Genomic DNA, 24,734 nt, shown 5'->3' with positions numbered 1-24,734 from the left:
GGTGGGTATGGCGCCCAGGAAAAGGAAAAACGGCAGGGCTGCCGCGGAGGCCGCGTATGCCAACCTACTCAAAGACAACACCGCCCTCGTCGGTGATGTCGGAGAAACCTGGGACGCCTACGTGGCCCAGCTCCACGACGCGGCGGCGGCACGGGAGCGCTACGAAGAGGCGCGCGCCGCGGCGGTCAAAGGTGGTGCGGTCACCAACGATCAACTCGACCAAATGGGCTACAAGAAAACCGCCAAGTTGCCCACACCGCCGCCCAGAACCCCGGCCGGCCCCACCTCGCAGAGCTCGCCGGGGTCCAAGCCGGATGCCCCCGCGGGGCGGCCCGAGCCATCTTCTGATTCACACACCAACGGTGTATCAGCCGAGCCGGCGTTGGCCTCGGTGGGCGCCGCCAACCGAGGGGAGTACTGATGAGTGCGATCGACGCGCTGGTCCAAGAGTCTCAGGAGCAGCACCGCCGCTACTACGACCTGTTCGGCCATAACCCGGTGCGTGGTGACGGGCTGCGTGAGGTCGGCGAACTGAGCCGGCAATGCGCCGAGCAGGCCCGCGAAATCCGTCAACAGGTCTTGGATTCGAACTTCTCCACGGCGGTGCTCGGCTAATGGGCGGTCACGGCGGCCCTTTCGCCCAGTCAACCGGTCATGATCACGTACCGCTGGACGGGTTCAACGGAAACGCCACCGGTGCCGGTGGTGCCGCGGACGGCAGTGCTGATGTCAACATCAACGGCGGCAACGCCATCGCGGGTAACTCCGCAGCCGAGGCCGCCGAGATCGCCGCAGTCCCCAATCCGCAATCACCCGAAGGCCAACGTCAGATCCTGGCGATCATCGAGAAATACCAGTCCAAAAGCGCTGGCACAGTTGAAGAATCGGCGGCCACCCAGCAGGCCAACGGCGAGGACGCCGCCAACGGCGGTCACCACCACCATGGAGACGACGACGGTAAAGACGACTCCAAAGGCGGTAGCGGCCTGATGGACATCTTGAGCCAATTGCTCGGCTCAGGGAGCTCAGGGCTGCAAGGCATGAACCCGTTGGGTCAGGGCATGAGCCCGTTCGGGCAAGGAATGGGCGGTGCTGGCGCCAACCCGTTCGGCGACCCCTACGGTGCGCAGCAGGCCGGTGCGACCAGCCCGGCCGCCAACCCCTTCGCCGACCCGCTGGCCTCGCCGAGCGCGCCGGCGGCCACCACCGTGGGAGCCACCTCAGACCCGTTCTCCAGCTCCCCCACCGGCGCCACCAACGCGACCCCGGCGGGCAGCAACCCCAACGCGGCCACCAACCCCTTCACCACCGCAGACAACCCCGGCGGACAAGGCGGTGGCGGCGGTGCGGGGGCTGTTCCGGCGACCGGCGGCGGCACCAAGCCAGGCGCGAGCGCGACGAACACCTCGGGTGTGGACCTGGATGCGTTTTCCGGCGGTGATGGCGGCGCTGTTCCCGCGGACCCGGCCACCAGCGCTACGGGCAGCAAGTAGTCCGGGCACAGCGCGCAGGTCATGGTGTCCACCGCCGTCAGTAGCGTCCCGGTCACCTCATGGTGGTACGGGCAAAGCCGAGCGCGCGACGTTGCGCGGCGCCTGGAATCGCTGTCGGGGCTCTCACCGGCACCGGGGCCCGCCGGGGTGATCACCGCCCGCCGCGACGAACTGACGGTGACCTTCGTCGAAGGGCTCAAAGCTCCCCTGCCCCAGCCGTGGCAGCCCGCCGGCCGCGAAGCCCGCATCGGTTGGGAAGCCGTCGACCCCGGGTACCCACCGGACCCCAACCATCCGGTTTACCTGGTGGTGTTCGGGACCACCGATGACGGTGGACTGGTGGGGTTGAACCTGGCCGCATTTCCCCGGCTGCGCGTCGAAGGAGATCCCGACACCGCTGCCGCATTGATCCGCCGCTGGGTGCTGGAACTGGTGGCTACCCATCCCGCCATCAGCATTGGGATCACCGACGACGTGTGGACGGGGCCATGGACCACCCGGGTGCAACCAGTGGCGCCGGGGTCTGTTCCCGGCGTCGACGTGCTGGTGTGTGGTCCCGGGCTGACCTATGCCGAACGCGCCCAGATCGTGGCCGCGGCGACCAGCCCGATCCTGATTGACCTCGGTCAAGACGCGGCGATGTCGAGCACCTGGGTGATCAACTGTGGTCCCGATCGGCTCGGGCAGATCAGTCGCGGCTCCTCGTCGCGGCCGATGACGGCCACACTGATCGTTCCCAGCGCCGAGGTCGTCGAGCGCTGCGCCGAACTGCTGACCGACCAGCCTGAGCATCCGGTCGCCACCCCTGAAGCGGTGCCGGCCGAACGCGGCGCCGCCGCCGGCGCAGTGCACTGGGATGACTCGGCCCTCGATACGACCGGCCTCGACGAGGACAGCCCGACCACTGGGACTGCAGGCCTTGCCGACAGCGCGCCCCGGCCTGAACCCGCGCCTGGCGAGCAGGGCCCGATCGACTTCTTCGCCCCCGGGAACGCAACCTCGACGCCCGCGGCGCCGACGTTCCTGGTCGCCGACCACCCCGATGACAGCCAAGCCGCCCAACGCGCCCCCGTTGCGGCACCCGCAGACGAGCACCACGCTCCGGGCCCGGCCCCGCACGCTGCACAAGCCGACCTGCCGGCAGCTGCACTGCCTGTTGCCGCGGCGACCGAAAGCCGGCAACAGACCGATGGGCCAGCGCCGGTGATCGCGCCGATGTGGAACCGCATCCTTGGCCAGGTAGTACTGCAACCACCGCACAGCACCCAAGAGCCCGGGCCCCGGGAAAAGCGGCTCAACGAACTCACCGTGTTCCTTCAGCACCGCCCCTGGGCCAGGGCCGATGACATCATCGCCTGTGTCTACGGCGGGGCGGCCTCAGAAAAAACGGTGACCCAGCAGCTCTCCTTGCTGCGCGCACGGCTGGGAGTCGTGCGCCCCGGTGGGCCAAAAGCGTTGCCGCCCATGAGCGATGGTGGCTATCACCTCGACAACGCGGTGCGCTCAGACTGGATGGAATTCGAGCGGCTGGTGGAAATCCTCGTCGAGACCACCCCCACCCCGAACCTGATCGCAGCGATGGATCTGGTCACCGGGCCGCCGCTGAGCAGAATCCCGCCGAAAGAATGGGCCTGGACCAAAGACTTGCGCGAAGAGTTACGTGACCGAGTTCCCGCAGCTGCGGTGGCCCTGGCGCGCCGGCACCACGACGCCAAGCGGTTCGGGGCCGCGGTCGAAGTCGCGCGCAAAGGCTTGTGGTATGACAGCGTTCGACAGGACCTGTGGCAGGTCGCGCTGGCGGCGGCTCTCGAGGGCCACGACAAGGACGCGTTCCGCGCATTGCGCGGACAGTTCCTCGCGACCGTCGCCGGACCCGATCGGGATCCGGTGGTCTTCGATCTCACGCGACAGGCAGGATAAAGGGGCCGCCATGCATTCCATCACTGTGACGCAATTCAAGGACGACGACGACGAGGTCATCACCACTGCCGAGACCGACCCGGCTGCCTTGTCGGTGTCGGTGTGCACCACCGGCGCGATCGTCGATGTCGACGCTGCCGTCAAGACGCTGCGTCCGCTGGGTGTCGAGGGATTCACCGAGTTGTTCCTGGCCTGCGCGCAGGCGGCGTTCGCCCACCGCTACGACCCACTGTTGTCCGAGTAGCGGCAGGGTCGTCATGGGCTTGGATATCGACACCAGTGGACTGCGCCGCGCCGGCGAACTGGTTCACGCCGCCGGTGAGGTCTTACACCAGCAGTTAGACGCCGACGCGCCGCCCTGCGGGGACGATGAAGTGTCCAAGGCCCTGATGGACAACCTCAACGCCTGGCAACGCTGGCTGGTCGCGCACCTCAAAGCCGGTGCCCAGCAAGCATTTAGCGCCGCGGCCGGTATCCACAACGCGGCCGGCGGATTCGACACCCACGACGCTGCGGCCGCGGCGGCCTACGGCGGCGCCGGCGGCCACGCACCAGTGGCCACGCCGGCTGCCGCCCACAGCGGACCGGGCGCGGCGGGCGCTGCACCTACCGGGCCCCCGGCCAACTCACCCGTGCCGGACATCAGCGGCCGCGACGGTGAGAAGCTCGCCCTGGCGCTGCACTCCGGCGCCGGGCCCGCGCCGGCTTTGGCCAAAGCCGCGCAGTGGGAAGGCGTGGCCGCCCAAGCAGTGACCGCGCATACCGCACTCACCGGGGCCCGAACCCAGCTGCTCGCCTCCGGTCACGCCGCGCTGAGCGCACCGCTGGTGACACGGCTGGACCGGGCCATCGGCTGGACTCAGCAGGTCGCCACCCACGCCAGCGCACTGGCCAACGGCTACAGCACCGCCGCCGGCGCCCACACCACCGCCACGACCGCAGTCGGCCACCCCACGGTGTGGCGCACCACGAAAACGAACTTGGCCGAGGCACGCGCGGACCCGTTCGGGGCGCCTCGAGCGCAGGCCTACCAAGCCCAGTTGACCGGGATGCAGCACACCGCCAGAGTCACGTTGACCGGCTATACCACCACCGGAACCGCGGCCAGCACACCGCCGAGCACACTTCCCCCCGGTCCCGGATTGGCCCCCACCACCCCAAACGCTCCCGGCTCACCCACGCCCAACACCGCTGACAAACCGGGCCAAACCGATCAACAAGACGATCCCCACGCGCCGACATCAGGTGATGGCACCCCGCAGACGTCCAAAGCGACGTCCGGGGAAGGATCGGGTTTCCAGGACATGCTCGGCTCCCTCATGGGGGCACTCGGTCCGCTGATGCAGTCACTGGGCCAAGCCAATCCTCTACAGTCGCTGGGCCAACTCGGCCAGCAGCTCAGCCAGCAGGCTGGCAATCTGGCCAAGGCCACCAAACCACCGATCAAGCCCGCCGCGCTAACTCACGCGCATCCGGCAGGAGGTGGAGCCCACAAGGGTGGAGGCGGTGGCAGCCCGATCAAACCTGCCGTTCTGGGCGGGGTCCACTCGGCCGGGCTGACCGGAACCCCGGCCTCCTCGCCTCCTGCCGCGCCGAGCAAGCCGGCGGCCCCCGCCGCCGCGAGCGCCAGCGGATCCGGCGGCATGGGCATGATGCCGATGGGGCGCCACGCTGAAGGCACCGACTCCAAGAAGGTGCACAGCTACGAGCAGCCAATACCCGAAGTCGAACCCGAAGGAAGGCCCGGAGTCGTCGGGGCTGCCGCCAAAGCTGAGCCCGTGGTCAAACCCGAAGCGCACAACGCCGTCAAGGCGCGCATCGCTGCCCGCAAGAAAGCAACCGCGACCGGCGACGACGCCTAGCGGTGGCTTACCCTTGCACCCCCCGCTGTCGCACTTTTGTGCCACGCTAATGGCATGACCGATCAGCCGGTGCGGCCAGCCGCCGCACACCACAGTGCGACCCCCTTGGGGTCAGCTGCGGTGGCGCACCCGCTGTGCGATCCCATCAGCCCACCAGTGTTAGGCGACATCTTCTGATGGATATCCCCCTGCACCCCGCTGTGGTCGCCGAAATGGCGCGCGGCCAGCAATTCCTCGAACGAATCCGATCGGCGCGCCGAAACCTCGAACAACTACGGGTCACGGTGAGCTGCCCCGACGGCGACAACACGCTCGTCTTCGACGGCGACGGCATGATCGTCGAGGCGTCGTTCGCCGCGGACCTGTTTGACCGCTACCCCGGCGACAAGCTCAGTGAACTGCTGCTGGCCATGTCAGAGGAAGGATATTCCCAGGTGTCACAACACGTCAGCGCCCAAGTCGCCGCGGTCGTGGAGCAGCGATGACAAGCAGCGACGCGCTGGACCTCTTCCTGAGCAGCTGCGCAGCCCTAGGCGCCGAGGTGTACGGACGCCGGCAGGTACCCGACAAGCGCGCCGCGCGCAGCGGATTCGAGCGCCTGACCGCGCAGTACCCCGATCAGTGCGACGGATGGCTGGGCCTGGCGGCCAGCGGAGACGTCAGCCGCGCCGTCCTGGAAAACGCCTACCGCGCCCTGGACACCTGCGGTGAGTTGATCACGGCCGGTGACGTGGCCGCGGACGCAATCGATTTCGCCTTCGATACCGGCATGTACATCCAGCTGCACGCGCGCGGCGCCGACGGCGTCATCATGGCGTGCGCGGCCGCGCGCGCCGCCGCTGGTGACTACGCCGGCGCCGGCGAACTGCTTACCGACCGGGTGCTTTCGGCCGTCCCCGGCCCTGCCGGCTGGGTGTTGGCGGTGGTCTATTTCCGGGCAAAACGCTGGCATGACGTGCGCCGGGTCCTGGCGCCGCTGGCCGCACAGGTACGCAACGATCCGTTCCTGCACCAAGCAGTCCAGGTGGCCCTCGGTTTGTCCGGCGCCTATTTGGGCTTGTGGGAGCAGGGATTTGACCAATTGAGCAGCCAGGGGCAGGGGCCGATCGCGGCGGCCAGCGCTGAGGCGCTGCTCGGTGCGGGTTTGTGCGCTCGAGCGCTGGGCCGCGCCGAGGCGGCTACCGCGCTGCTCAACGAGGCCTACGCCGTGGTGGGGGTCTCCGACCATGTGCGCTCGACGATCGCGACCGCGCTGAGCGATCCGGGCTTCGGTATCCACCCCACCACCGCGGCGCGCATCGATGCCCGCAACGACTACTGGGATCCCGACACCGAGCCCGGCGAACGTGACTTCGCGCGCCAGCTCGGAGCGGCTCGCCGCGAAGAGCTCAAGGCCGAAGCCGCCGCCGAGCTCGCCGACTTCGTCGGCATGGTCGACGTCAAAGACCAAATCGCGCGGCTGGAATCGAGCGTGCGCGGAGACAAGCGACGCGAAGCTCTCGGGCTGCCGGTGCGCAACAAATCGCTGCACCTGATACTTGAAGGCCCACCGGGCACCGGTAAGACGACGATCGCCCGGGTGATCGCCAAGCTGCTGTGTGCTGCCGATGTGCTGCCGTCGGACACCTTTGTCGAAGTCAGCCGCTCAGATTTGGTGGACCGGGTTATCGGCGGCTCGGAAGCCAAGATCAAGGCGATCATCGACCGCATCATCGACGACGGCGGCGGGGTGCTGTTCATCGATGAGGCCTATGCCCTCACCGAATCAGATTCGGAGAGAGATTACGGGCGGGTGGTGATCGCTGAACTGTTGCGCGCCATGACAAATCACGCCGGCAAGCTGATGGTGATTGCGGCCGGCTATGCCGACAAGATGCAGGAATTCCGCGACTCCAATGAGGGGCTGCGGTCCCGGTTTACACGCAGCATCAGGTTGCCGTCCTACACCGTCGACGAGCTGGTGGAGATCACGGTGCGCAAAGCCGCCAAAGGCGGCAGCATCATCTCCGATACCGAGCCGCTGCGCGCGGCCTACGCCGAGCTCGCCGCTGCCACCGCCGTGGACACCAGCGGGCGGCGCCGTCCGGCGATGGACGTGTTGGGTAACGCCCGCTTCAGCGAGAACCTGATCCAGTTCGCCGAGGAGCAGCGCGACCACCGCCTCGACGTCACCGGCAAACTCGACCACGACGACACCACCGCCGAGGAGTTGCAGACCATCACCGCCGAAGACGTGAGCACCGCAGTGGCGCGTGAACTCGAGCGGGCCGACAAGGAACAGAACATCAAGTTATCGCGCCACGACCGCAATCAAGGACCGCTCGCAGGGACGGCGGCCCCGCAGCGCGCAGAGCCGGTGGGTTCGGCTGAACCCGACTTATGGCGCCGCGGCGGTACCCAAGCCGACGGAGGCGCGCGATGAGCGCACCGGTCACCCCACGTCCGCGGCGGGGGTTTAAGTCCCGCAGCGTCGAGCTAGGCCCGACCGCGGCGCGCAAGCGGCCCTGGGGATTCGTTACCCGCCACCAGGTTTCGGGCTGGCGGTTCCTGATCCGCCGGATCAGCAACGGCGTCGCGCTGCGTGACACGCGGATGCTCACCGATCCGCTACGCCGGCAGGGCCGCGCGCTAAGCGTGGGCACGCTGATCGCGGCCGTGCTGGTGGCCGGGGCGTTGGTGCTGTCGATCCTCAAACCCGCCGGCGTCACCGGCACCAAGCACGTGCTGGCTGACCGATCCACCAACGCGCTGTATGTGGTGGTCAACGATGAACTGCATCCGGTGCTCAACCTGGCCAGCGCCCGCCTGATTTCGGGCCATCCCGACACCCCGACCGTGGTGAAATCCAGCGAGATCGACAAGTTCCCACTGGGCAACACATTGGGCATCCCCAATGCGCCCTCGCGCATGGTGCAGTCGAGTGTCCGCGACGCGCGCTGGATGGTGTGTGACGCCATCGGCGGCGCGGAAAGCGGCGCAACGGTTATCTTCGGCGATCCGGTTGCCGGCCCAGGACATGCGGCGGCGCTGCCGGCGTCCTCGGCGGTGCTGGCCACCAGCGACGGCGGCAAGACCGCCTGGCTGATCTGGGGCGGCAAACGCAGTCAAATCGACCTGCACAACGCCGCGGTCACCGCGGCAGTGGGGATCAACGCCGACACACCCGCACCGCGGACCATCAACCGTTCACTGCTGAATCTGATTCCCGAATCCGCGCCGCTGGTGGTGCCGTTCGTCGCCAACGCCGGCGATCCGCCCCGCTTTGTGTGGCCGGTCCCTGGACAGACGCCCCCGCCGGTCGCCTCGGTGGTGATCGACCATGACACCAACAACCAGATCCGCTACTACGTCGTGACCGCAGACGGGCTACAGGCCATCTCCCCGGTGGTGGCGGCGATCCTGCGCGCCAACGACGCCTATGGTCTTGTCGAGCCGCCCGCCCTGACGCCAGACCAGGTCGCCAAAGCGCCCAAAGCCACGCCGATTTCGGTCGACGATTACCCGTCATCGGCGCTGCGGATCATGGATCCCAACACCGACCCTGTGACCTGTGGGCAATGGGTGAAACTGGGCGGCGCGCCCACGTCGAGCCTGACGCTGCTGTCCGGGCAGAGCCTGCCCATTGCCGCCGACGCCAAGTCCGTCGGGCTCACTGGCGCCGGGCCCACCACCGCCGCGCGCGTCGTGTTGCCCCGGGGCAACGGCTACTACGTGCAAGTCACCGGGCAGCAACCGCAGGCGACGACCAAAGAGTCGCTGTTTTGGGTCTCTGACCTCGGCGTGCGCTACGGCTTGGAGGACCCAGCAGCCGGCCAGTCAACGACATCCACGGCAGAAGTGCTGGGCTTGAGCTCGCCTCCACTGCCGATTCCCTGGTCGGTGCTGAGCCTGTTCGCCCCCGGCCCCACCCTGTCCAAAGCCGATGCGCTGGTTGCGCACTGATAATGGAGAGCCCTGATGCGAGAACGATTCCCCCATCGGCGCCGCGTGGCCGGCCCCCAGCACAAGGCCAAGGATTTCACCCTCAACCCCCCGCCGGAGCTGCCACGCACCGTGGAAGTCGGCGCCCTCAAGAAGGCGCTGCCCTGGGTTTTCGGCGCGTCGATGGTCGTCATGGTGATCTTCATGTTCATGACTGGGTACCGGCAGATGCAGCCGATGTACCTGTTCTTTGTCGCCATGATGGTGATCGCGCTGTTTCAGTCCATGCAGGCCCAGGGCGGCACCAGCGAAATGTCGACGCCCGAAGTCAATTCCGAACGCGCGGAGTACTTGCGCTGGCTGTCGGGCAAAGGTGAAGAAATCCGGGAGGTCGCGGCCACACAGAAAGCTAGCGCGGAGTGGTCACACCCAGACCCCGAGGTGCTAGAAGCGGTGATTGGATCACCTCGAATGTGGGAACGCGGCGCTACAGACCCAGACTATCTGCACGTGCGCGTCGGACGTGACGAGGTGCGCCTGCAGAGCAAAATCAAGGTCAAACCCGTTGAGTCCGAACTCGATCTGGAACCGGTCACCTACACGGCGCTGCAGCATCTACGGGCCGTGCAGCAATCGATTCCCCACTGCCCCAAGGCGATTGACCTGGCCGGCTTCGGCATGATCACCGTCTACGGTGACCAGGTTGTTTTCGGGGCGATCCTGCGGGCCTGGATCGCGCAACTGGTGTGCTGGCACACCCCCAACGACATCGCTTTGGCGGTGGCCTCGCCGCGGCTGGAGTCGCAATGGAACTGGGCGAAGTGGTTGCCGCACACCGAAAGCCACGACATCGACGGCGCCGGACCAGCACGGTTGCTCGGCATCTCGTTGCGTGACGTCGAGACCATGCTGAGCCCGCTGATCAAAGATCGCGACAAGGTCGTCGACGACAAAGGAAACACAGACTCGGCGGCGGTGAGCAAATCGCACAAACACGTCGTGGTCGTCGTCGATGACCCCGGCGCCCCGCACGAGGTCGTGCGGCGCATCGCCGCACGCGACGGCGTCACGGTGATCGTCTATCGCGCGACCGCCGGCCCAGACCGCGATTACGCGCCCCACTCGCGCGAGCTGCTGCTGCGGGTAGGCCGTGACGCCCACGACGGCGCCGCCGCGGTGCAAATGGACACGTGGCAGAACTTTCGCTGGCAGACCTTTTGCGCCGAGCCAGACGTGCTCGACGCGCACGTCTCCCGGCACGTGGCTCGGCAAATGTCGAAGTGGGACGCGGCGCCGACCAGCCGGCAAAATGCCGAATCGGCAGCCGCGCAGAATCTGCTGGCGTTGCTGGGGATCACCAACGCCGCCAAGCTGGACGTCGAGTCGCTGTGGGCACCACGGATGCTGCCCGTGGGCACCGGAGAGCCAGTGGATCTGTCACCGATGTTGCGGGTTCCGCTGGGATTGCAGCCCAGCGGAGCACCGCAGATGCTTGACCTCAAAGACGAAGCCGACGGCGGCAACGGGCCGCACGGGCTGATGATCGGCATGACCGGTTCAGGCAAGTCCACGTCGCTGAAAACGTTGGTGTTCACCCTTTTTGCGCACCACTCCCCCGACGTCGTGCAGGCCATCCTCGTCGACTTCAAAGACGGTGCCGGCTTCGACGGCTTCGCCGGTTACCCGCACGCGGTTGCTGTCATCACCAACCTCGAGGAAAAGAGATCCCACGTCGAGCGGTTCGGTGAGACCTGCCTGGGACTGCTCGACCAGCGCGGTGTCGCGTTTGCTCACGCCGGTCGCCGAATCAGAGGCGCGGCGTTTGAGTCGCTGCGAGAATACAACGAGGCGCGGGCCACCGCCGCCGGCAAAGACCTCCCACCGATTCCGTTCTTGTTCGTGATCATTGACGAGTTCTCACTGCTGCTCAGGGAGCATCCGGAGATGGCCAAGGTGTTCGACACCGTGTGCCGCAAAGGCCGCTCGCAAGGGATCTTCTTTCTGTTTGCCAGCCAGACCCTCGACCAGGGCCACATCAAGGACATCGACAAGAACACCAACTACCGCATCGGGTTGAAGGTCGCCAGCGAATCCATCTCGCGGCAAGTGATCGGCAACGGCGACGCCTACCACATTCCCGACGGCAAAAACGTCAAAGGGACAGGCTATTTCGTGCGCGCGCCTGGTGCCGAGCCGATGAAATACCGCGGCTTCATGCTCCCTGCCCGCTACGAGCCGCCGACCACCATCAGCCGCAAGGTGATCAACGCCAAGCCCCGCGCGCGGGTGTTCACCGCCGGTCGGGTCGAGCCTGACCCCGACACCGTGATCGAAGAGGAAATCGCCGGCGAATCGGTGATCGAGGGGCCGCCGCGGTCGCTGGTGTTGACCGTCGGGCCGCAGCTGGCCGCCGCCTACGGTAAGCCCTCACCGCAGCTGTGGTCACCGCCGCTAGATGAGCCGATCCCGCTGGACGCCGTGCTGACCGAGGCCGCTGCTGCCGACGCGGCCGCACCGTCAGCGGCCCCGTGCTGGCCGCTGGGCAAAATCGATCGGCCTCGCCAGCTGACCCACAGCCTGCTCAGTTACAGCGTCGATGACGGCAACGTGTCGATCCTGGGAATGCGCAAAGAGGAAGCATCGATGGCGGTGCAGACCTTCATCTTGTCCGCAGCCGCCCGCCACTCCCCGCGCGACGTGGGGTTCTACGTGATGAGCTACGGCGGGCCCGCGGTGGGGACGCTCAACGGCCTGCCCCATATCGGCGCGATCGGCGGCAACGAGCGCAATGAACTGAACTTGCGGATCTTCGGCGACCTCGAGGCCGTCATCGCGCGCCGGCGGCGGATCTTCGACCAGTACAACATCGGCTCGCTCGGTGAGTTCCGGCGGCGCCGAAGCCAAGGCGATGAGCCAGGACTCGACGACGGCTACCCCACCGACCTGTTCTTGGTGGTCGACGGCTGGGACAACTTCCTCGACGACAACACCACGCTGCTGAATCCGAAGAACCCGCACCTCAAGAGCGTGGAACGGTTGGCCACCGCCGGGCGAGGCCTGCATGTGCTGATCTCGGCGGCTAGCTGGTTGAAGTTCGGCAACGAGGTGCAAAACCACATCAACACCCGCTTCGAGCTGAAACTCTCCCAAGCGTCGGACTCCCAAATCAAGCCGCAGAAGACCGACGAGATGATCCGACCGCAAGACCGCATCCCCAAGCACGATCTGGGTCGCGGCATCAACGGTGTCGGTGATGTCATCCGCTTCGCGGTGGGTCGCCTCGACGGCCAGCCCAGCATGGACAACCTGGACGAGAAGGTGCGCGAAACCGTGGCCACCGTGTCCCAGCACTACGCAGGCCACCCCGCGGTGCCGTGCCCGCAACTGCTGCCCGCAGTGGTCACCGTTAGCGGCCTCGGTCAAGATCGGCTCGACGGAGAGCAGTTCGCCCTGGGCCTGCGTGGCCGAGACCTGCAGCCCTTGGTGCACGACTTCACCCGAAGCCCCCTCGTGGGCGTCTACGGCGACGACGAGAAGGGCAAGACGACGTTCCTCACCCACCTGCTACGCAGCGTGGTCGCCCGCCGCTCGGGCCCCGAGCAAGCGATTGTGTGCGTCTTCGACAGGGGGCTTGGGCTCAGCGCAGAGACCGCCCGGCTCATCGAGGGCGAGGACTACTACGAGACCGACTTCGCCTCCATGGCCCAACGCCTCGAGCAGATGGCGCACGTCCTCGACGGCAGGACACCGCCGAAGGATCTGCCCTGGGAAGAAAAGCGGGCCTGGAAATTGCAAGGGGCGCTGATCTACCTCTTCGTCGACGACCTCGACGCCATTCCCGCCCAGCAGCAGATTTATGACCACGTCCCCGCCGGCGGTGTCCCGGCCAGTGGATCAGGTCGGATGGTGCAGACCTGGCAGCCGATGCTGCGCCATTTCGCCTCTGCCAACGAGGTGGGGTTGCGGGTGATCATGACCCACCGGGCCCAAGGAGCCGCTGCTGCGGAAATGTCGCCCAATTCAGTGCCGGGTCAATTGGCCAACCAAAACGCCGTCCGCATCATGCTGGGTTCTACAGCGGTCAACGACAAGGTCGGTGGAATGAAATTCCAGGACCTCGATCCAGGCCGCGGCTATGTCCTGGCCAGCGGCGGTCAAAACGAGGGATATGCGCAGTTGGCGATGCCCGACCGAATGTAACCGGAATGTTAAATGTGCACGATAGAGGTGTTAGCGTGTTAGTTGCACCTGATGCAATAACAGGCAGTTGTCATGTGTTGGCGGTACCGTGCTCTCAACCGGACCGCCACGGGGAGGCGAATTGTCGGTGGCCGCACTGAGGCGGGGCAGCGACAATTACTACAGGAACAATCGCACATAGTGAAACCAGAGGGGATGTTGTTCCATGCTTGTTGATGTCACACCCGAAGCGCTGGCAGCCGCTTCAGCTCAGGTGGCTGCACTGACCGCTCGTCTTTTGGGCACCAACGCCGCCCATGCTGTGGCCACCGGGGCCATTCTGCCGCCTGGCGCAGACGCGGTGTCGGTGAAAACCGCTGCATCCCTAGTCGCTGAGGGCGTGTCGCACCAGGCGATGGCTGGCATGGGCAACACCCAGCTAGCTGCCTCTTCAGAAGGCGTCGGCGAATCCGGTATCGGCTACACCCTCGTCGACGGCATCCAGGCCGGCGCCTACGCGGCTAACGCCGGCATCAGCGTCTAACTTCGGTTATCTGCGAAGCGTGCACCCATGTCCTTCGATACGGTCCTAGCCCAGATTTGGGTGGCGGCGCCGCCCGAAGTCCATTCGGCGTTGCTCAACGCCGGCGCGACCGCGGCGGGAATCACCGCCGCGGGAACGTCGTGGACGCATCTGAGTGCGGAATACATGGCGGCCCTGGCCGAACTCGAAGGGATCATCGCGGCGGTCGAATCCCAGTATCAAGGCGAGGCAGCCACCCAGTTCGTCGCCGCTCACCAGCCGATGCTGTTGTGGCTGGCCGACGTCGCAGCCAAGGCGGCGTTCACGGCCGCATCCCACGGCGAGATCGCAGCAGCCTACGAGGGCGCTGTCGGCGCGATGCCGACCCTAGGGGAATTGTTCGAAAACCACTTCGTTCACGGCGTGCTGATCGGCACCAACTTCATGGGCGTCAACACCATTCCGATCGGACTCAATGAGGCCGACTATCAGCGCATGTGGCAGCTGGCCGCCGATGTGATGAGCACCTGGGATGGCGCCTCGAGCGCCGCCGCAACCTCCATACCCCCCACCCCGATGTCTCCGGTCACCTTGAGCGTCGGTACCGGGGAAGCCGGTTTGGCGACCGCCGTCACAGCGGGATTCCATACCGCCGGGTGTGGCACCACCGGTGGCGGCGCGGCAACCGGCTCCGATATTGCCAGTGACAAGCTGCTCGCCGGCAAAGCCGCGAGCAGCCCGGCATCGGTCACGGACAAACTGCCACCGGCGCAAAATCAAGCACAAGGGGTCGGCAACCAAGACGGCACCGCCGAGCAGGGGCTGACCCAAAACATGGCCGGCAGCTTCCTGCAGCAAGCCGCATCCATCGGCCCGCAAGCCGCCCAGGGGCTCACCCAAGGCCCCGGACAACTGCTGACCCAAGCCCCCCAACAACTGTTGCAGGCACCCCAGCAATTGAGCAGCTTGCTGGGCCAATTCAGCGGAGGGGGCAGCTCCCTGGGACAGCAGTCGGTGCCGGTCGGCTTCGCCGGCACGGGTGCCCTCGCAGGGTTCAACCCTGCCGGGATGACCAGCCTGGCCGGCGGTGCATTCGGCAGCGGGCCCAGCAGACCGTTGATGCCCTCCACCTGGGGTGCGGCGCCAAGCACCACCTCGTCGCTGGCCAATGGCGCGCGTGCCATCACCCCTGTTGCCACCGGACTCCCCGGCGCCGCCGGCTCCAGCGGCAGTGGTGCTGGCGGCGGCATGATGGGCGGCGGCGTCCACAACACCCGAGCCCGCGGTCAACGGGTCAACACCTACGCCGACGACGCTGTCGACGAGGACGCCGACAGCGAAAAGGAGGCGTACGCAATGACCCGCTAGGACGCCTTCACCCACGCACTGCGGATCGCATCAACTCACGACAAGCCCAACTACCACCGAAAAATCAACATCGGTACGCCAAGAAAGGACACCGACAATGGGACTGCTTGACACCAACGTTCCAGCCATGGTCTCTGCCGGAAACAGCTTCGGTCAGAACGTGGCCATCTACAAGAGCACCCTGGCCGCCGCTGAGCAATCCGCCCAGGCCGCCCAGGCCTTCCACAAGGGCGACTCGGCGATGGCCTTCCAAGCGGCTCACGCCCGCTTCGTCGAAAGCGCCAACAAGGTCAACGCGCTGCTGGCCATCGCCGAGCAGAACGTGCACGAAGGCGCGACCACCTACACCACCGCCGACTCCAACGCGGCCGGCGAATACGTCATGTAGCAGCCCGGGGGTAACCCCGGCTACACATCCACTAGACGAAGCGAAAGGTACATCTCATGAGCCAAATCACTTACCAGTACCCGGCGATGCTCGCGCACGTCGGCGAGATGCGGACCCACAACGCATCTCTGCGCTCGATCGGTTCCACCATCGGCACCGAGCAGGCCGCCTTGGCCGCCAACTGGCAAGGCGACACCGGTCAGACCGCCAACCAGTGGCTGAGCCAGTGGAACCAGGCGCAAGAGGAGCTCGCTCAGCGCCACAACAACCTGGTCGAGATCCACGAGCAGAACACGATGAACATGATGAACTACGACCAGAACGAAGCCGCCAAGTGGGTCTGACCCGGCGCAACTAGCTCCAACACAGACAGGTGGGGCGGTCACCGATACAAGGTGGCCGCCCCACCTGCGTGTTATGCGGCGCCGGCGACTGCTCGCCCACGTGGGCAGCTCGTTGCTGAAGGCGGCTCCCGCTACGACCTGTTAGCCGGCGGTTCGCCACGGGTGGTCGTCCAACATGGCAGCGACCACGTCCACGACATCGGAATCACGGCTGTCACCGCGGCTGGCCAGGCGCTCGTTAGCGGCAGCAATGCGCTGCAGGAACGCGCTATAGACACTGGCTGCAGCGCTGGCGTAGCTGTCGGCGGCCTGCACCTGCGGTGCAGCGCTGTACCGCGCCGGCAGACCGCGCAACTGCTGAGCCAAATCCCAGGCTTGCTGCGCGACTGTGTGCACCAAGACGCGCACTCGCTCAATGTCCCACGGTTGACGCGCTTGCTGGTCGGCCACACCGGCTTCGAGCAGATAGTCGATCTCGCGGACCGCGGCCAACGCCTCTTCGATCGGCCCTGTGTGCGCCCGCAGCTCCGCTGTCGGAATAGGGACGCTCAAGGCAAGCCCCAGCTGTCCCGGTTCCGCGAGAACAGCCGCCTGGGCGTCCGCTCGTGCCCGCGCGACTCGTTCGTCGGCGGCTTGGCGGGCCGCCGCGACCTGCCGCTCGGCATGCTCATGCGCCGCGGCCACCCGCGACTCCGCCTCCGCGCCGATGCGCTCAACGTCTGCCTGCGCCTGAGCTGTCGCAGCCTCGGCGTCCGCGAGCGCCTGCGCGATCCGCTCATCAGCGGCTTGGCGGGCCGCCGCTACCTGCCCCTCGGCCTGACCGCGTGCTGCGGCCAACTCCGTGGCGTGGTCGGCCTGGGCACGTTCGAGTTGGCCGCGGAGCTCCTCGAGGGCTTGTTGGGTGCTTGCGCGTTCGGTGGCGCGTTCGGTGGCGCGTTGTTGTGCGCGTGCTTCTGCGGCGCGGGTCCGTTCGTGTGCTGCGGCCAGTTCGCTGGCGTGGTCGGCGTGTGCCTGCTCGAGTTGGCCGCGGAGCTCCTCGAGGGCTTGTTGGGTGCTCGCGCGTTCGGTGGCGCGTTCGGTAGCGCGTTGTTGTGCGCGTGCTTCTGCGGCGCGGGTCCGTTCGTGTGCTGCGGCTAATTCGCTGGCGTGGTCGGCGTGTGCTTGTTCGAGTTCGCCGCGCAACTGCTGCAAGGCCTGCTGTTCGCCCAGCCGTTGATCGGCGCGCTCTGCGTCCTTGCGTGCGGCCTCAGCTTGGATTGCGCGCACGCGTTCCCGGGCGTCCTGAGCCACACGGGCGGACTGCGCAGCTTCATCTCGGGCCATCTGCGCGGCCGCATCAGCATCCTGCTTGTCCTGCTCGGCTTGGCGGGCCTGACGCTCGGCCGAGACGCGTAGCTGGTCTGCTTGGACGAGCCGCATCAGCGGGGACAGGCGCTTGGGGCTCGAGCCGAAGCGGTTGCGGTGGTCGACGAGCTCACGTTCACTCATCGCCGCGACCCTGGCGAGCTCTTCGGACGCGGGTATCCCGAGCTGTTCAGCGGCGGCCACCGCGGCCATGGCAGCGCGTTTGGTCAACGCGGCCCACTCCTCGATATCGAGGTCCTCGATGTGTTGCTGCAACGTGGTCATCGGCGCCGCCTTCTGCCGCCCGTGCTGGCCTGCTGGCGTGAAGCGCTGGGCGTTTCATCTGCGGCAACCTCAAGCGGTGGGTGATCCGGCTCAGGGCTGGATGGTTCGTCAGCGCCAGTGGCGGCCGCGGGTGCCGCGGCGTCGGCGGTTGCCAGCAGTGCGCTGCCTTGTTGAGCCAGCACCCGCGAGAATTGCTTGAGCTGCACCGCTGCGGCGGCCGCCAAGGTGGCGTCTTCGAGCTGGCGTGCCTCACTGAGCAGGCCTTGTAGAACCGTCAGCGCCAGCTCTGGCCCGAATCCCACGGTGGCATCCGCGGCCGCGGCCGGCTCCATGCTGCCTTTGTCCACGACCCACGCCAGGCGCTCACGGCATTCCTTGATCGCCGCCGCGTGCCGTTCGTCGTCCCGAAGCTCCTGGTGGTGGCGTTCCCGCTGTTCGGATAGCAGGCGGAACCTTTTGGCAGCCTGGCGCAGCGCCACCACCGCGATCAGGGCCAAGATGAGTACGGCGACTAGTGCTGCCGCGCCACCGAACCCGCCTGAGACCAGGAAGTCGCGCGCCGGGGGCAGTTCCCTATTCATTGTGCGTGTTGGCGCAGGTGGTAAGGGTGTCATCGATTGCGCTCGGCATAGCGTTCACACTAGCGATACGTCGCGCTCTTTAATCGCGATTATGGCTTTGCTGGGTTCGTTTAATCGGGTGAGCGTGTTGGGTCGCTGGGCTAGTTGGTTGCCGCCCTGCGGGCGGTCGTGGCGAGCGGTGTCCGTGGGGCCCCAGGCAAAGATTGTGACGGGATCAGATTCCGTCTGCCTGGCCAACCGTATGCCCCGGGGTTCAAAGTAGTCTGCCCTAGTCGAATCCTGCCAGCGTAATTCTCAAGGCCTGTTCCAACTGAACGTGCAGCGGTGGATGTGTCTTAATGTCTGCGCTCAGCCAGCGCCGAAGTATGAATTGTGCGGTGGCCAACCCCGTGTGGACCAGCAGCGAGGGACGGATGTCGGATCCCGCATCGATGCCCATCCTTGTAGCGACGAGCTCGATGAACTTGCGGTCATCGTTGTCGCTGATCAGCGCCGGTTCGCTCAGTAGGTGGGGGGCGGTCAGCATGGCTTGTTGCCAGTAGTGCGGGTTCGGATTGGTTTTGTCCCAGGCGGTTTCGGCAAACAACGCGATCAGCGCGTCGGCTGCCGATTGGTCCGATGGCTGAGCGCCGTAGGCCGCAACGATTTCGGCGACCGTTTGCCGCAACGGCGCGATTAGCAAATCTTCCTTCGTAGGCGCGTAGCGGAAGTAAGTACTGATGGATATCCCCGCAGCGGCAGCGATGTCCTCGGTGGTCACGGCAGCAAATCCACGTTCGGCAAAAAGTTGGTGTGCGGTGCCCTGGATCTGCGAGAACAGCTCGGCGCGGCGCCGGTCCCTTAACGAGCCAGTATTTGCGGAGGGCATGACATCGCCTTCGTCAATCCGACATTCCAGGCTGCTTCCTGAGTTACTGTACGAACAGTAGCGTAGCGAAACCAACAGTACTAGGGGATCTATTGCTGGTGTCGCGATGTCGGGGACCGTGGCAGGTGACGCGGATTGCATGGGAAATAGCGGCTGCCCCACGAATATTCGCGAGCAGCCGCGGCCCCAGGCGCCCGCTAAATCCCTCGCCAGACAGTGCGCTCGCGCCTGCCGTTCACGGCGCTGTCCCGGTTGCCGGCGTTCCACTGGAAAATGGCACGTCGCAAGCCTCAGGTTGCTAGGTCCATCCTCGAGGAGAGGTGTGTGTGTCTTGTTGGCTGAGTCAGAGGCCGCGATGTCACGCCCTGGGAGGCACACCGCGAGCAACGCAGCAATCCTCGATGCCACCCAGGTGGTCGCAACGTTGGGCGGCTTCAAGGCGGTCCACTTCAAATCGGTCGCCAAGCAGGCCGGCGTCACGGTCGGGTCGGTGTGTGACCATTTCACGTCGAAGACCCACCTGTTGGTGACGCTACTCGCCCGTGAATTTGTGCGGCTGGATCAAGAACGCGACTGGAGCACGTGTGCGGCATCCCCGATTCGGCGAGTGGAATCCTTGACTCGCCGACTTCACGACGAATGGCAGCAAAATGCGAAGCTCACCGAGGCCGTGATGCGCGCATTCATTATTGCTGACACCGATGAAGCTCTGGGGGCGCAACATGCCGCCGACCTGATCGAAAGCATGCTGGCACGGGCACTCAGTGGCGGCACGGAAGGAATCTACGAGCGACAGATTGCCAGCCTCATCGCTGATATCTGGCTGGCCAACCTGATGGCCTTCGTCGGCGGCCGGGCGACAGCGGAGCAGACACGCAAGTGCATCAACAGAGCTACACGGCGTGTTCTGGATGCATGGGAGGGTGCTGGCAACCTATAGCGATACCGATCGTATCGCTGCGATACGATCAGTATTATAAGTGTGGCTCCGCTGACGTGTCGAAGGGAGCGGCTATGCACACACAATGGATCGAGCAGTGCACTGTCCAGCGAGTCTCACTGAAAGAAGGCCTGGTACTCGACCTCGACGATTACAGCGAGCTCGTAATCTCCCGGCCGATGCGGTTGACGCTTCCTGCAGTAGGAGCCTGGCCCGAGGAAGAGGTGTTGATCGACCCTGCCCACCTTTCGCCTGAAGAGCGGACGTTGTTGGACCTGGCCGGAGCGGTATGCACGCGGGCCTGGTTCGATGATGACGGGTCGCTCCATCTCGGGTTCTCCGGTGGACACCGCATCGATGTCCCCCCAGACGCGGCAGCGACCGCGTGGGAACTCTATGGCAAACGGCACGGCTACATGGCGTGTCTGCCTCGGGGCCGAGTCCGAGCGGTTCGGCACGACCTTTCTGCCGAAGAGGACGACTCGGATAATACGTAATTCGCTACATGCAGGACGTAGGGAACCATCTAGGGCTCTTAGTCGTAATGGCGGCCGGATTCGTCGAATTCAACGAGGATCAATAGCAGTGCGGGTCGCGTCCAACGCTTGGATCCTCATGCCATCCCCATTGTGCGGTCGAGGAAGTCGGTGACAGCGCCGGTGAACGCGTCGTTGTTGTCGCCGGCAACCATATGACCGGTCCCGGTGACGTCCGTCGCTTCGGCGTGCGGGACGAGCTGGAGGAATTCGTTGACGGTGTCCTGGGAGACGACGTCTGAAAGTGCGCCGCGCACGAGCAGCGTTGGGGCCGTGATTCGACGTGCTCCTTCGGCGAGAAATCCGCTGATGGTGTCGAATGCCTCGCTTCCGGTCATGAGATTGCCTTGCAGGACATCGAAGTTGGAGCTGATGAAGGCGGGGTCCCAGCGCCAGATCCATCGGCCGTCGCTCCGTTGGCGCAGAACTTTGTGCAGGCCATCGAGATTTTCGGGTCGCGCGCGGCGTGGGTTGTATTCGGCGATGACATCGGCGGCATCACCGAGCGTGCGGAATCCGTCGGGGTGTGCGGCCATAAATGACACGATGCGATGGGCCCCATCAAATTCCATTCGCGGGGTGATGTCGACCAGGACAACGGCTGCCCAGAGGTCGGGTGAGGCCAGCTGGTGGGTAGCGAGGATGATCAGCCCGCCCAGCGACGCGCCAACGACGGCGGGGGGACCGTCGGGGCTGACGTGGTCTCGTACCGAGAGCAGATCGGATACGAACTTTTCGACGTCGTACTGTCCGCTTGGGTCCCAGTCGCTGTCGCCATGGCCGCGGGTGTCGTACGCGATGACGGTGTAGCCATGGGCGTGGAGGCGACGCGCGCTGGTGGCCCAGGCGTGGCGGTTTTGGCCGCCGCCATGGAGGAGCAACACCACAGGACCAGTCGTGGCGTGCGTGTAACAATCCGCCACGAGGGTGATGCCGTCGCGCGTGCGGATGCGCTCCTGAGTAATGGTCATGTAGTTCGTTTCCCTCGGGCGGAACGCCCCCTAATGAGAGGCATGTACGGCCTTAGTCATTGCCTGGTTTCTTTCGGCGGCATGACGGTAATGGTGCCTTGAGCGGCGCACACAAGCATCCCGCTGTTGGTGATATCGATACGTGCTACACCGCTGCGCTTGCCCAACGAAATGATGTTAGCGACGGCGACGCACACTCCGCCCGAGACAGGTCGAACCAAATTCACCTTGAATTCTGTTGTGGCGACGCAACATCCTGCAGGCATGACCGGATAGAACACCACCCCGAGGCAGTGGTCAACCATGGCGGACAGACAACCGCCGTGGAGATTCCCAAACGGTGTAAGCAGGTCCTCGCGGGCATCCATTTCGGCAACTAATCGTCCCGCGGTTAGCTGGGTATGGCGCAAGTTCAGGTAGGTCGACAGCCCACCCGCAGTCGCCGCCGCACCGAGCATCTGCTCGGCGATTCGCTCGTCGAACCGGACGAAGTCCACGCCGGTCACGCTATGCAGTCCCTTGGGTGACAGGTCATCGTCAGCGTGCTCTACCGCGTGGGGCCAAGGACTTCCGTTGAGGCCACCAGCTGACCTCACCGAGCAATGTGGCGATCGCGGGAACCGTGAGAGTGCGGACCACGAAGGTGTCCAAGAGTAGGCCGCAGCCGATGATGAGTCCGGCTTGGATCATGATCGCGACCGAACCGACCATAAGGCCGAACATGCTGGCCGCGAAGATAAGCCCGGCCGAAGTGATGACTGAGCCGGTGTTCGCGACCGTGCGCAGCACGCCGACGCGAACGTTGTGAGCAGATTCCTCGCGTAACCGCGAGATTAGCAGCATGTTGTAATCGGCGCCCACCGCGACCAAGATGATGAACGCTAAAAGCGGTACGGGCCATGCGATTTCCTTGCCTAGGCCGTATTGGAAGACGAGTGTGCCGATGCCCAGTGCGGCCCCGTAGTTGAGTACCACTGTACCGAGCAGATAGAGCGGGGCCACCAAGGCGCGTAGCAGAACGACGAGGATCAAACCGACGATGACGAGCGTGGCGAAAGCCAGTAGGTGAAAGTCGGCCGACAGCAAGCGCTGGATATCGGAATTGACGGCGGGGAAGCCGGCCATCGAAATCCGTGCGTTGGCCAGCGAGGTGTTAGGGCGTGCGGCATCAGCAACGCGGGTGATCTTCTGCGCGAGATTCATCGCTTCGCTGCTGTAGGGGTTGTAACTGGATTCGATGGCAAAGCGCGCGGTCTTGCCGTCAGCAGACAGAAAGTGCTTCGCCACATCGGAGAACTGGCGATTCTCGAAGGCGTTAGCGGGCAGGTAAAAGCCGCTAGAGTTGTCCGAACCGGCGCTAGACCGCGCGGAATTCTGTAGCTGCGTGGCGATCTGACCCATGCCGGACAACATTTCGATGTTGCTGTCGGCGAGGGTGTGCACACCAGTAGCTAGGGCTTGTGCGCCCGACGCGAGCTGGCTGATGCCGTTTTGGAGGCGGCGGATGTTGCCGGCCATGTCGGCGGGGTCGCCGAGCGCTCCGAACGCGTTGTTCAGCGAGGTGACCGTGTTCTGCAGGTCTGCCATAGTGCCCCCCGCCGTATCGCCGCCCGGCTGGTACATGTCGCCGAGGTTGGCGAGCTGGTTGAAAAAGCCGCCATCGCGCAAGGTCACTAGAATCCGTACCTGGTCGCGGATCTGGGCACACTCGGGTGTGGTGGCACACCAAGGGGATGTATTGAGCGCATTAACCAACGGGTCGATGGTGGCGATCGCATTCTGGGCTTGTTGAGCTTCTTGGCGTAAGCCGGGCCCGCTTCGGATAGCTTGGTCGATGGTCGGTGTGGTAGCCGAAAGCTGCTGCAGCAGCGGGCGAAAGCGCTGAAATTGTGCCCCACTGGACTGGGCTTGGCTGAGGATCCCGGTCAGCGGAGTCAACGCCGCGCGAAGGGTAGTGTCAAGTTGCGCCAAGCCGCCCGCGAGTTGGTCGGCGCCACCGGTGAGTTTGGTGAGATCGGTCTTGTGGGCGTCTCCTTTGGCGACGGCATCGGCCATCTTGGTCCCGATCTGGCCGTTCTGCCAAGAAAGCTGCGCCTGGTCCAGTCGCGCACCGGTGGGCCGGGTGACGCCGGAAACTTTGGTGACACCCGGCAATTGCGACACGCGAGACGCCATTTCGTCAAGGTCGGCCAGGCCCTTACCGGTGCGCATATCGGTCGGTGATTCGACGACCATGAACTGCGTGATGACAATATCTTTGCGAAAGTGTCTGTCCAGCAGGTGATAACCCTCGTTGCTGGCGGTCGAGGGCGGCTGGCCTTGGCGGTCGTCGTAGCTCATGCGCATGGTCAGCGCCACAGCCGCTAGCCCTAACACGAGAGCCAGGCTGGCGGCCAGCAATGGGCCGGGCCGGCGGACTACGGCCACCGCGATCCAATTCCAGTAGCGGCGTGTGCGGTCGGCTTTGGGCTCGCCGATGCCGTGTTGAGCGGCCAGCGCCAAAACCGGTGGGAACAACGTCACGGTGGCCGCGACTCCGACGAAGACGGCGATCGCGCACGCTGGGCCCAGCGCGCCAAAAACGCTCAGTTTTGCAAACACCATGGCTAAAAATGCAAACGCCACAGTGGCCGCGGAGGCCAGGATCACGCGTCCGATGGTGGCGGTTGCATTGATCACCGCGAGGTCGGCCGAGACCTCCTGGCGGCGTTGCTCGTGGTACCGGCTGATCAAAAACACCGAATAATCGGTGCCGGCACCCAACAGAATCGCCGTCATGAACGCGATGGTGAATTGCGATACCGGCATTCCCGCTTCGCCCAGCCCCGAGAGCACTCCACGCCCTACCCCCAGACTGACGCCGATAACCAACAGTGGCAGCAACGCGGTAAACAATGACCTGTAGATGACCAGCAAAATCAGCGCGATCAGCCCCGCGGTCACGACGGAGACGACAATCAAATCCTGCTCAGCCGAGTCAATTTGATCGCTGAACGTCGCGGGAGGGCCGGTTACGCGGACGGTCGTGGAGGTACCGCTAAACGAATTGGCGGCGATAGCGCGCACCGCTTGGACGGATTCGGCCGCTCGGGGATCGCCGAGCGTGCCCGCTATCCCGACCGGCAGATACCATGCCTTGCCGTCCTGGCTCACCGCCTGACCGGCAGTAACCGGGTCGGCCAACAGATCCTGAACCAGTCGCACATGCTTG

General features: G+C 65.4%; 22 protein-coding genes. 16 read left to right on the top strand and 6 right to left on the bottom strand.

Translation table 11 applies throughout. From position 1 onward, the window contains the following. Positions 1-7 precede the first annotated feature (7 nt). From AC2VON_RS14065 to AC2VON_RS14000, 14 genes are all read left to right on the top strand, one after another. The gene (locus AC2VON_RS14065) at positions 8-421 is read left to right on the top strand and encodes a hypothetical protein (protein ID WP_036473446.1); all 414 of its coding nucleotides are present in this window, start codon (positions 8-10) and stop codon (positions 419-421) included. After that, positions 421-615, top strand: coding sequence for a hypothetical protein (locus AC2VON_RS14060; RefSeq protein WP_036473449.1), 195 nt, complete (start codon positions 421-423; stop codon positions 613-615). Before AC2VON_RS14065 ends, AC2VON_RS14060 begins: the two co-directional genes overlap by 1 nt. Beyond that, positions 615-1,493 (top strand): hypothetical protein, encoded by an 879-nt coding sequence (locus AC2VON_RS14055; protein ID WP_036473452.1) that lies wholly within the window; start codon positions 615-617, stop codon positions 1,491-1,493. The genes AC2VON_RS14060 and AC2VON_RS14055 overlap by 1 nt, the downstream gene beginning before the upstream one ends. A gap of 21 nt (positions 1,494-1,514) precedes the next feature. Continuing rightward, on the top strand, positions 1,515-3,413 hold the full coding sequence (locus tag AC2VON_RS14050; protein ID WP_036473453.1) for a hypothetical protein: 1,899 nt from the start codon (positions 1,515-1,517) through the stop codon (positions 3,411-3,413). A 10-nt stretch (positions 3,414-3,423) separates the two neighbouring features. Further along, positions 3,424-3,657 carry a hypothetical protein gene (locus AC2VON_RS14045; protein ID WP_036473454.1) on the top strand — a complete coding sequence of 78 codons (234 nt, stop codon included), beginning with the start codon at positions 3,424-3,426 and terminating at the stop codon, positions 3,655-3,657. A gap of 13 nt (positions 3,658-3,670) precedes the next feature. Beyond that, positions 3,671-5,275 carry a PPE domain-containing protein gene (locus tag AC2VON_RS14040; protein ID WP_036473456.1) on the top strand — a complete coding sequence of 535 codons (1,605 nt, stop codon included), beginning with the start codon at positions 3,671-3,673 and terminating at the stop codon, positions 5,273-5,275. 176 nt (positions 5,276-5,451) lie between these two features. Beyond that, positions 5,452-5,760, top strand: coding sequence for a YbaB/EbfC family nucleoid-associated protein (locus tag AC2VON_RS14035; protein WP_036473458.1), 309 nt, complete (start codon positions 5,452-5,454; stop codon positions 5,758-5,760). Beyond that, positions 5,757-7,697: a type VII secretion AAA-ATPase EccA gene (gene eccA / locus AC2VON_RS14030; RefSeq protein WP_081285072.1), complete on the top strand. Its 1,941-nt coding sequence runs from the start codon at positions 5,757-5,759 to the stop codon at positions 7,695-7,697. The genes AC2VON_RS14035 and eccA overlap by 4 nt, the downstream gene beginning before the upstream one ends. Then, positions 7,694-9,217 (top strand): type VII secretion protein EccB, encoded by a 1,524-nt coding sequence (gene eccB, locus AC2VON_RS14025; RefSeq protein WP_036473459.1) that lies wholly within the window; start codon positions 7,694-7,696, stop codon positions 9,215-9,217. Before eccA ends, eccB begins: the two co-directional genes overlap by 4 nt. 15 nt (positions 9,218-9,232) lie before the next feature. Further along, a complete protein-coding gene (eccCa, locus tag AC2VON_RS14020) occupies positions 9,233-13,396 on the top strand; it encodes a type VII secretion protein EccCa (RefSeq protein ID WP_064942974.1) in 4,164 nt (1,387 codons plus the stop codon). Between the two features lie 205 nt (positions 13,397-13,601). Next, the gene (locus tag AC2VON_RS14015; protein ID WP_036473460.1) at positions 13,602-13,919 is read left to right on the top strand and encodes a PE family protein; all 318 of its coding nucleotides are present in this window, start codon (positions 13,602-13,604) and stop codon (positions 13,917-13,919) included. Positions 13,920-13,946: 27 nt separating this feature from the next. Beyond that, positions 13,947-15,266 (top strand): PPE family protein, encoded by a 1,320-nt coding sequence (locus AC2VON_RS14010; protein ID WP_036473464.1) that lies wholly within the window; start codon positions 13,947-13,949, stop codon positions 15,264-15,266. A gap of 97 nt (positions 15,267-15,363) precedes the next feature. Then, positions 15,364-15,654 (top strand): WXG100 family type VII secretion target, encoded by a 291-nt coding sequence (locus AC2VON_RS14005; protein ID WP_036473466.1) that lies wholly within the window; start codon positions 15,364-15,366, stop codon positions 15,652-15,654. Positions 15,655-15,710: 56 nt separating this feature from the next. Then, entirely contained in the window at positions 15,711-15,998 is a 288-nt protein-coding gene (locus AC2VON_RS14000; protein WP_036473467.1) for a WXG100 family type VII secretion target, read from the top strand. A 141-nt stretch (positions 15,999-16,139) separates the two neighbouring features. On the opposite strand, the gene AC2VON_RS13995 is transcribed toward AC2VON_RS14000, so the two are convergent. The 3 genes from AC2VON_RS13995 to AC2VON_RS13985 all read right to left on the bottom strand — a co-directional run bounded on the left by AC2VON_RS13995 (position 16,140) and on the right by AC2VON_RS13985 (position 19,076). Next, positions 16,140-17,627, bottom strand: a complete 1,488-nt coding sequence (locus AC2VON_RS13995; protein WP_036473468.1) for a coiled-coil domain-containing protein — start codon at positions 17,625-17,627, stop codon at positions 16,140-16,142. Then, positions 17,624-18,208, bottom strand: coding sequence for a hypothetical protein (locus AC2VON_RS13990; protein ID WP_036473470.1), 585 nt, complete (start codon positions 18,206-18,208; stop codon positions 17,624-17,626). The genes AC2VON_RS13995 and AC2VON_RS13990 overlap by 4 nt, the downstream gene beginning before the upstream one ends. Positions 18,209-18,476: 268 nt before the next feature. Continuing rightward, a complete protein-coding gene (locus AC2VON_RS13985; protein WP_023870462.1) occupies positions 18,477-19,076 on the bottom strand; it encodes a TetR family transcriptional regulator in 600 nt (199 codons plus the stop codon). Between the two features lie 424 nt (positions 19,077-19,500). Here AC2VON_RS13985 and AC2VON_RS13980 point away from each other — a divergent pair, with 424 nt between their 5' ends. Next, positions 19,501-20,016: a TetR family transcriptional regulator gene (locus AC2VON_RS13980; RefSeq protein ID WP_486953509.1), complete on the top strand. Its 516-nt coding sequence runs from the start codon at positions 19,501-19,503 to the stop codon at positions 20,014-20,016. A 74-nt stretch (positions 20,017-20,090) separates the two neighbouring features. Then, entirely contained in the window at positions 20,091-20,513 is a 423-nt protein-coding gene (locus AC2VON_RS13975; RefSeq protein ID WP_036473472.1) for a DUF6188 family protein, read from the top strand. A 116-nt stretch (positions 20,514-20,629) separates the two neighbouring features. On the opposite strand, the gene AC2VON_RS13970 is transcribed toward AC2VON_RS13975, so the two are convergent. From AC2VON_RS13970 to AC2VON_RS13960, 3 genes are all read right to left on the bottom strand, one after another. Continuing rightward, a complete protein-coding gene (locus tag AC2VON_RS13970) occupies positions 20,630-21,523 on the bottom strand; it encodes an alpha/beta fold hydrolase (RefSeq protein ID WP_023870467.1) in 894 nt (297 codons plus the stop codon). A gap of 56 nt (positions 21,524-21,579) precedes the next feature. Next, positions 21,580-21,981 carry a PaaI family thioesterase gene (locus AC2VON_RS13965; protein ID WP_486953511.1) on the bottom strand — a complete coding sequence of 134 codons (402 nt, stop codon included), beginning with the start codon at positions 21,979-21,981 and terminating at the stop codon, positions 21,580-21,582. Between the two features lie 79 nt (positions 21,982-22,060). Beyond that, the coding region (locus AC2VON_RS13960) for an MMPL/RND family transporter (RefSeq protein ID WP_486953508.1) at positions 22,061-24,734 on the bottom strand (2,674 nt) is incomplete at its 5' end.

The sequence above is a fragment of the Mycobacterium sp. TH-M82 genome (assembly GCF_057473605.1).
Note: the sequence above shows the minus strand (reverse complement) of the source record. Positions and strands in the feature narration are given on the sequence as shown.

Excerpts from the sequence above, each read along its gene's own strand:
- AC2VON_RS14060 (WP_036473449.1), top strand. The coding sequence starts at position 421 with ATGAGTGCGATCGACGCGCTGGTCCAAGAGTCTCAGGAGCAGCACCGC.
- AC2VON_RS13995 (WP_036473468.1), bottom strand. The coding sequence starts at position 17,627 with ATGACCACGTTGCAGCAACACATCGAGGACCTCGATATCGAGGAGTGG.
- AC2VON_RS14010 (WP_036473464.1), top strand. The coding sequence starts at position 13,947 with ATGTCCTTCGATACGGTCCTAGCCCAGATTTGGGTGGCGGCGCCGCCC.
- AC2VON_RS13965 (WP_486953511.1), bottom strand. The coding sequence starts at position 21,981 with ATGCTCGGTGCGGCGGCGACTGCGGGTGGGCTGTCGACCTACCTGAAC.
- AC2VON_RS14055 (WP_036473452.1), top strand. The coding sequence starts at position 615 with ATGGGCGGTCACGGCGGCCCTTTCGCCCAGTCAACCGGTCATGATCAC.
- eccCa (WP_064942974.1), top strand. The coding sequence starts at position 9,233 with ATGCGAGAACGATTCCCCCATCGGCGCCGCGTGGCCGGCCCCCAGCAC.
- AC2VON_RS14050 (WP_036473453.1), top strand. The coding sequence starts at position 1,515 with ATGGTGTCCACCGCCGTCAGTAGCGTCCCGGTCACCTCATGGTGGTAC.
- AC2VON_RS13970 (WP_023870467.1), bottom strand. The coding sequence starts at position 21,523 with ATGACCATTACTCAGGAGCGCATCCGCACGCGCGACGGCATCACCCTC.
- AC2VON_RS13985 (WP_023870462.1), bottom strand. The coding sequence starts at position 19,076 with ATGCCCTCCGCAAATACTGGCTCGTTAAGGGACCGGCGCCGCGCCGAG.
- AC2VON_RS14065 (WP_036473446.1), top strand. The coding sequence starts at position 8 with ATGGCGCCCAGGAAAAGGAAAAACGGCAGGGCTGCCGCGGAGGCCGCG.
- AC2VON_RS14005 (WP_036473466.1), top strand. The coding sequence starts at position 15,364 with ATGGGACTGCTTGACACCAACGTTCCAGCCATGGTCTCTGCCGGAAAC.
- AC2VON_RS14000 (WP_036473467.1), top strand. The coding sequence starts at position 15,711 with ATGAGCCAAATCACTTACCAGTACCCGGCGATGCTCGCGCACGTCGGC.
- eccA (WP_081285072.1), top strand. The coding sequence starts at position 5,757 with ATGACAAGCAGCGACGCGCTGGACCTCTTCCTGAGCAGCTGCGCAGCC.
- AC2VON_RS13975 (WP_036473472.1), top strand. The coding sequence starts at position 20,091 with ATGCACACACAATGGATCGAGCAGTGCACTGTCCAGCGAGTCTCACTG.
- eccB (WP_036473459.1), top strand. The coding sequence starts at position 7,694 with ATGAGCGCACCGGTCACCCCACGTCCGCGGCGGGGGTTTAAGTCCCGC.
- AC2VON_RS14040 (WP_036473456.1), top strand. The coding sequence starts at position 3,671 with ATGGGCTTGGATATCGACACCAGTGGACTGCGCCGCGCCGGCGAACTG.
- AC2VON_RS13990 (WP_036473470.1), bottom strand. The coding sequence starts at position 18,208 with ATGAATAGGGAACTGCCCCCGGCGCGCGACTTCCTGGTCTCAGGCGGG.
- AC2VON_RS14035 (WP_036473458.1), top strand. The coding sequence starts at position 5,452 with ATGGATATCCCCCTGCACCCCGCTGTGGTCGCCGAAATGGCGCGCGGC.
- AC2VON_RS14045 (WP_036473454.1), top strand. The coding sequence starts at position 3,424 with ATGCATTCCATCACTGTGACGCAATTCAAGGACGACGACGACGAGGTC.
- AC2VON_RS14015 (WP_036473460.1), top strand. The coding sequence starts at position 13,602 with ATGCTTGTTGATGTCACACCCGAAGCGCTGGCAGCCGCTTCAGCTCAG.